This window comes from Salipiger aestuarii, from assembly GCF_003259905.1.
Taxonomy (GTDB): Bacteria; Pseudomonadota; Alphaproteobacteria; order Rhodobacterales; family Rhodobacteraceae; genus Salipiger; species Salipiger aestuarii.
This window is the reverse complement of sequence record NZ_QLMG01000094.1, coordinates 1-5,577: the sequence shown is the minus strand read 5'-3', so window position 1 is coordinate 5,577 and position 5,577 is coordinate 1. Positions and strand designations below refer to the sequence as shown.

Sequence of the window (5,577 nt, the reverse complement as noted above, 5' to 3'; positions counted from 1 at the left end):
CGTCGATCGGCCCATGCAGGATGATGACAGAGCCGCCACCGGTCCGGTGCCCGCGACAGGCACGATCGAGATCGATACAGCGGGTGGTCATCGTTTGCGGATCAGCGGAGCCCGCGATCCCGAGGCGCTGGCCCGGCTGATCCGGGGGCTATCCGGATGATCCCCGTCCCGGCGAACACCCGCGTGTGGCTGGCGGCAGGCGTGACCGACATGCGGCGCGGGTTCACCACGCTGGCGGCCCAGGCGGAGACAGTGCTGAAGCAGAACCCGTTCGCCGGGCACATGTTCGTCTTCCGCGGTCGGCGCGGTGATCTGATCAAGATCATCTGGTGGGACGGCCAGAGCGCATGCCTGTTCAGCAAGCGTCTGGAGAAGGGCCGGTTCGTGTGGCCGTCGGCGACGGAGGGCAAGATCGCGCTGACGCCGGCGCAGCTGGCGATGCTTCTGGAAGGGATCGACTGGCGCCTGCCGCGGCGTAGCTGGACGCCGCTCAAGGCGGGACAAACCGGGCGCGACAGCACGTTCGGGATTCCTGACGCGCCCTTGTCTTGCTATGTTTGGCCATGCTCGACGTGGCCAAATCCCTGCCGGAAGACCCCGAAGAACTTCGGCGGTTCACGGCGCTTCTGCTGGCCGAGGTGAAGTCGCAGGCGATGCTGATCGAGAAGCTGCGCCACCAACTTGCCGGTCACCGAAGCCATCGGTTCGGCTCGTCTTCCGAGATGATCGAGCAGCTTCAGCTGGCACTGGAAGCCAGCGAGATCTCTGTCGCCAGGATGACAGCGAAGCTGCGGCTGCCGGACGAAGAGGAGAAGGACAAGCCGAAGCGCCGCCCCATCCCCGATCTATCCCGCGTCAGGAGATCGCGCTGACGCCCGGAGACGAGAACTGCGGCCATTGCGGCGGAACCCTTCGCCGCCTGGGCGCGGATGTGACCGAAGAACTGGAGTATGCGCCGGATCGTCCGCCCGCGCCTGGCCTGTTCCGGCTGCGAGGCCTTCACCCAGGCCGCCTTGCCATCCCGCCCGATCGAGCGTGGTCGTCCCGGTCCCGGCCTGCTGGCGCATGTGCTGGTCTCCAAATACGCCGATCATCTGCCGTTGTATCGCCAAAGCCGGATCTTCGAGCGCGAGGGGCTCGACCTCGACCGCTCGACGCTGGCCGACTGGGTCGGCAAGACTACCGCGCTGCTGGAACCGCTTGCCGAAGCCATCGGGCGGCATGTGCTGGCCGGACAGGCGATCTTTGCGGATGACACGCCGGTCAAGATGCTGGCACCGGGCACCGGCAAGACAGCAACGGCGCGGCTCTGGACCTGCGGACGGGACGAGCGATCCTGGGGCGGCGATGCGCCGCCCGCCAGCTGGTATCGCTTCTCGCCCGACCGGAAGGGCCAGCCCCCAAGGATCATCTCGCAGGTTACCGAGGCTGGATGCACGCCGATGGTTACGCCGTCGGACGCAAGAACTGCCTGTTCGTCGGGTCACAGACCGGCGGCCGCGCCGCCGCCATCGGCTGCACCCTGATCGAGACGGCCAAGCTGAATGGCGTCGACCCGCAGCGATGGCTCGCAGACACGCTGGCATGCATCCCCGACTACAAGATCACCCGCATCGTTGATCTCATGCCGTGGAACTGGTCAAACCACCCGGCCTGACCGGACGCTTACGGTAAACGCGAGGCGGTTCATCACCCAAATTCCTGAGCCTGGGCTACCAGATGAATTTCTAGGCCTCTCGGCGGGGACGCCATTCGCGACCCTGGACCAAGAGCCAGCCTGGGGCTGCAAGCACATCCTATTGTACTCTGAGGGATCCAGGCGTGGTAGCGGGCGGTCCCGACTGGCGGGCAAAATGTCTTGAACTCAAGGCGTTATGCCGATGGACCAAAGGCCGAAAATGATCTAACAACAACCCTGAATCGAAGCGCAGATTGGGGGTCCTTCAGACGAGGGACAAAAGACGCCGACTTGCTTCGAACTTTGAAAAGAGGATTTCCATGCCAGACCCGACGAACTTGACTGCAGAGGATTTTGGCCCGCTCGAAGGGGACACAGTCACGGTGGAGGCGGATGGGATCGAGATCGAGGCGACACTTTTGGAAATCAAGACGGGTGGCAGCGCCTTGCGGGAAGGTGGCGGTTTTGCGCTGCTGTTTCAGGGGCCCGCCGAGCCTGGCTTGGCGCAGGCAACCTATCAGGTGTCGCATGCCGCCATTGGAACGCAGCACCTTTTTCTGGTGCCCGTCGCCAAGACCGAGGAAGGGTATCAATATGAGGCGATCTTTACCTGATTGATTCAGGCGCCTACGAGCCAGGCGACCATCGCAGCAGATCGTAGACACCCTTGTCCTCAATGGTCACAAAACCCAAGCGATGGTAAAGCGCCATCGCGGGGTTGGCCTTTTCCACGTGGATGCCGACGGCTTTTTGCGCGGCTGACGCTTCGTCCATCAGATCGCGCAGAATGGCGCCGCCGATGCCGGTCCCGCGATCTTCGGGCCGCAGGGCTATATCGATGATACGGTGCTCGCTTTGCCAACGCTCAAGATAGAGGCGCCCGATTGCCTCGCCCGAGCGCGTAATGATCAGCCAAAGCGCATCCGGGTAATGGGTCTGATAGTGCTGGTGCTGCGCGAGAAACTGCATCGAGATGAAGGCGTGCTTTTGGTCCTCATCCCACCCGGCGCGTGCCATTTCCTCTTCGCGGGTCGATCGGTAGACTTCCGCCAGAAACGGCATGTGGTCCGCGGTCATCTCTTGGAATGTTATGCCGAAAGATGCCGCGTGGTTTAAAACCGGCACCTGTGCCGCCGATTTGAAGGTCATGGGGTGCTCCCGGCTGAATAGCCTGGCCACCGGATGCCGCAGCATTCGGTCCAAGATTAGCCGCGCGACGGATAAAGGCCCTGAAGCGCGATAATGAAGTTTAGGGCGAGATAGGGCTGCATGTTGTCATGCGCCTGGTTTCCGCCTGTGGATTCAACAGTTTCGCCTGCAAGCCCGACCAGAGCGGAAGTCGTCGCAGTGGAATAAAGATTGTCGCCGCGCCCGCCAGCGGCAGAGATCGATGTCGCATTGGACGGCGCAGCGACGCCACCGGGAGACTGATTTGCACGCACATAGTGAGTATGAGACGGCATCTGGCTCTCGCTCAGCGTCACGGTTGAAGCCCCAAGCCTTTCACCCAGCCGTCGTGGTGTCAAACCGGGACCGCGCCCCGGTTCCATCGGCGCTCGGCCTTGCATGTTGGGAAGGGCGGTCGTTGTTCTGCCATCGCCGCCATAGGTTGTACCGATCAGCGAAAACAACGCGGTGTTGTTCGAAATTGGCAACAGCTGCCCGTCGCAAAACGCCCAACTTCTGGGAGCGAAATTACCCGCAAAAATGCGGATTTCCGCAATAAATGGTTCTGACATGCCTTAGATCTCCTAATTACGGCTGGGGTAAATACCGAACAGTGCGATGATGAAGCTGACGCAGAGCGATGGCATGATGTTGTCGTGCCATTGCGAACCGCCGGAACTCATCATCGCGTTAGAAGCGAGCGACGCGTTTGGCGTTGTATCGCTATAGAACGTCGTACCCACGCCTTGGGCTACTACCCTGCCTTGCGGCGATGGATCGGTTGCAGCCGCAGTGTTGGCCATGAATTCATGGTTGTGGCTTGCCAACTGATTTGCGGTCAGTGTGACGTGCTCTTCGCCGCCTCTGTTTCCCAGACGACGCTCGCTCAGACCCGGACCGTGCCCCTTGTGAATGGGGATCCTTCCGCGCATATCGGGCAACCCGAACGTTGTGCGACCGTCTCCGCCGTAAATCGTTCCCAACAGGGAAAAGAGCGCGTCATTCTGGGCAACCGCAAGCAATTGCCCGTCGCAAAAAGCCCAGCCGTTCGGGGCAAAATTTCCCCCGAACATGCGAATCTCGCCGACAAATGGTTCGGACATGGAATGATCTCCGGTATCTTAGGTGCGCGACGGGAACAAACCCTGCATCGCAATGCAAAAGTTCAGCGTCAGATAGGGCTGCATGTTGTCGTGGGCCTGACCGCCGCCGGCATTGGTTACCGTTTCAGCCCTCAGCGCCGTCATGTTGGCGGCTTCAGCGACGCGATAGGCAGCGTCTGGCGTCACTTCCGCCGCCAACACATGATCAATCGGCAAGTTCGAGTCAGCCGGGGTCGCCGAGGCCATCGCCGCATGGGTGTGGTTAGGAATCTCCGACGCAGACAGCGTTACGGTTTCCTCGCCGCTTTTGGCCCCCAATCGGTAGCCGTTGTCTTCATGAATCGGCGTGCGGCCTCTGAGATCGGGCAGAGCAAAGGTCGTCCGACCATCCCCGCCGTAGGTCGTGCCGAGCAGTGAATACAGGGACTGGTTCTGGTTGATCGGCAGGATTTGTCCATCCAGAAACGCCCAGCCCCGTGGTGCGAAGTCAAAGCCGAACATTCGCACTTCGGCAAGAAAGGGTTCGGACACGAAATTCTCCTTCAATAGATTTAGTGCGCATTCAACTAAGGGTGGTAAAACATCACTCAACGCCGACTACGTTGCGTTGTCGGAAAAATAAAGCAAGTAAAAATCCGCATAATCCGCAGGCCGTCGCAAGAGATCGCAGAACTCGATTGCATCCATGACTGGCATCTGGATATCGAGAAGGATGCACTGAACGACTGCCGGCAGGGCCGGCAGGATCAGCGATGTGATTTTCCAGGTACTGAAGTACGATGTCTTCCGTGATGGCGCCGCTGGTGGTTGAAAAATACCCCCGCCCCAAAACCGACAGCCCCGGTAGCGCTTGCAGATCGCAGGAAACTCGCGCTGCGCCCGGTAAGACGAACGGCCCTTCATCTTGCGCACCAGGTCCGAGATCGCGAGCTTCGGCGGCACCGACACGAACATGTGGACGTGATCGCTCGACAGCACCCCGCGCAAGATGTCGACCTCGTTCTCGCGGCAGACCTGACGGCAGATGTCGCGCAGGCGCAACGCCCCGGTCAACACCTTGTAACGGTGCTTGGTCGACCAGGCGATGTGGTAGCGGTGATAGTAAACGCAGTGTTTGCCGGTGTCATATTGCACGATTGTACCCTCGGAAAAATGAACTTCCGACCCAGCTGCGGCTCATTTTTCCGAGGGTACAATCACAGCATGATTCTTGTGTCCGTCGCATGGCTTTGTTGCACAAATGGGTCAGGGAGTCATCTTGCGAATCCAGCATGATAGGCGGGAGGCATGAGCAGAGGGGCCCCCACGAAGCACAAGTGTTTGATCCCACGGTTTGATGGTGCGATCCTTTCTCATGAATGGAAGGACGCACTATGGGACAAATTCTTCACGGCAGCGCCACGCACTGTTACCCGGCAGGCGATTTGCAAGGCAAATCTGCCGAGAGGGCACGCACGCCGTCAGAGCAGCGATACAGCGATCCATTGGCTGGCAGTCGTTTGCGCAGCACAACGATGAGAAGCGCAAGCTTCGCTCGCGCAGCTGAGCAAGGAGTTGGGCATCACTCCCAAAACCGTCGCGAAGTGGCGCAAGCGTGCGACGGTCGAGGACTTGAAGACCGGTCCAAAG

At 60.4% G+C, this 5,577-nt stretch carries 5 protein-coding genes and 3 pseudogenes; 3 read left to right on the top strand and 5 right to left on the bottom strand.

From position 1 onward, the window contains the following. Positions 1-156 precede the first annotated feature (156 nt). From tnpB to ATI53_RS22395, 3 genes and pseudogenes are all read left to right on the top strand, one after another. Positions 157-501: pseudogene (gene tnpB / locus ATI53_RS22405) on the top strand (IS66 family insertion sequence element accessory protein TnpB); the annotation flags it as partial. A 62-nt stretch (positions 502-563) separates the two neighbouring features. After that, positions 564-1,657, top strand: a pseudogene (gene tnpC, locus ATI53_RS22400) (IS66 family transposase). A gap of 341 nt (positions 1,658-1,998) precedes the next feature. Continuing rightward, a complete protein-coding gene (locus ATI53_RS22395; protein WP_009507382.1) occupies positions 1,999-2,292 on the top strand; it encodes a DUF6916 family protein in 294 nt (97 codons plus the stop codon). A 13-nt stretch (positions 2,293-2,305) separates the two neighbouring features. On the opposite strand, the gene ATI53_RS22390 is transcribed toward ATI53_RS22395, so the two are convergent. From ATI53_RS22390 to tnpA, 5 genes and pseudogenes are all read right to left on the bottom strand, one after another. After that, positions 2,306-2,872, bottom strand: coding sequence for a GNAT family N-acetyltransferase (locus ATI53_RS22390; protein ID WP_051989551.1), 567 nt, complete (start codon positions 2,870-2,872; stop codon positions 2,306-2,308). 11 nt (positions 2,873-2,883) lie between these two features. Continuing rightward, positions 2,884-3,417, bottom strand: coding sequence for a phage tail protein (locus ATI53_RS22385; protein ID WP_111551420.1), 534 nt, complete (start codon positions 3,415-3,417; stop codon positions 2,884-2,886). A 12-nt stretch (positions 3,418-3,429) separates the two neighbouring features. After that, positions 3,430-3,948 (bottom strand): phage tail protein, encoded by a 519-nt coding sequence (locus ATI53_RS22380; RefSeq protein ID WP_111551419.1) that lies wholly within the window; start codon positions 3,946-3,948, stop codon positions 3,430-3,432. Positions 3,949-3,966: 18 nt separating this feature from the next. Next, positions 3,967-4,479 (bottom strand): phage tail protein, encoded by a 513-nt coding sequence (locus ATI53_RS22375; RefSeq protein ID WP_034453735.1) that lies wholly within the window; start codon positions 4,477-4,479, stop codon positions 3,967-3,969. Between the two features lie 205 nt (positions 4,480-4,684). Next, positions 4,685-5,082 (bottom strand): annotated as a pseudogene (tnpA, locus tag ATI53_RS22370) (IS200/IS605 family transposase); the annotation flags it as partial. Positions 5,083-5,577 lie beyond the last annotated feature (495 nt).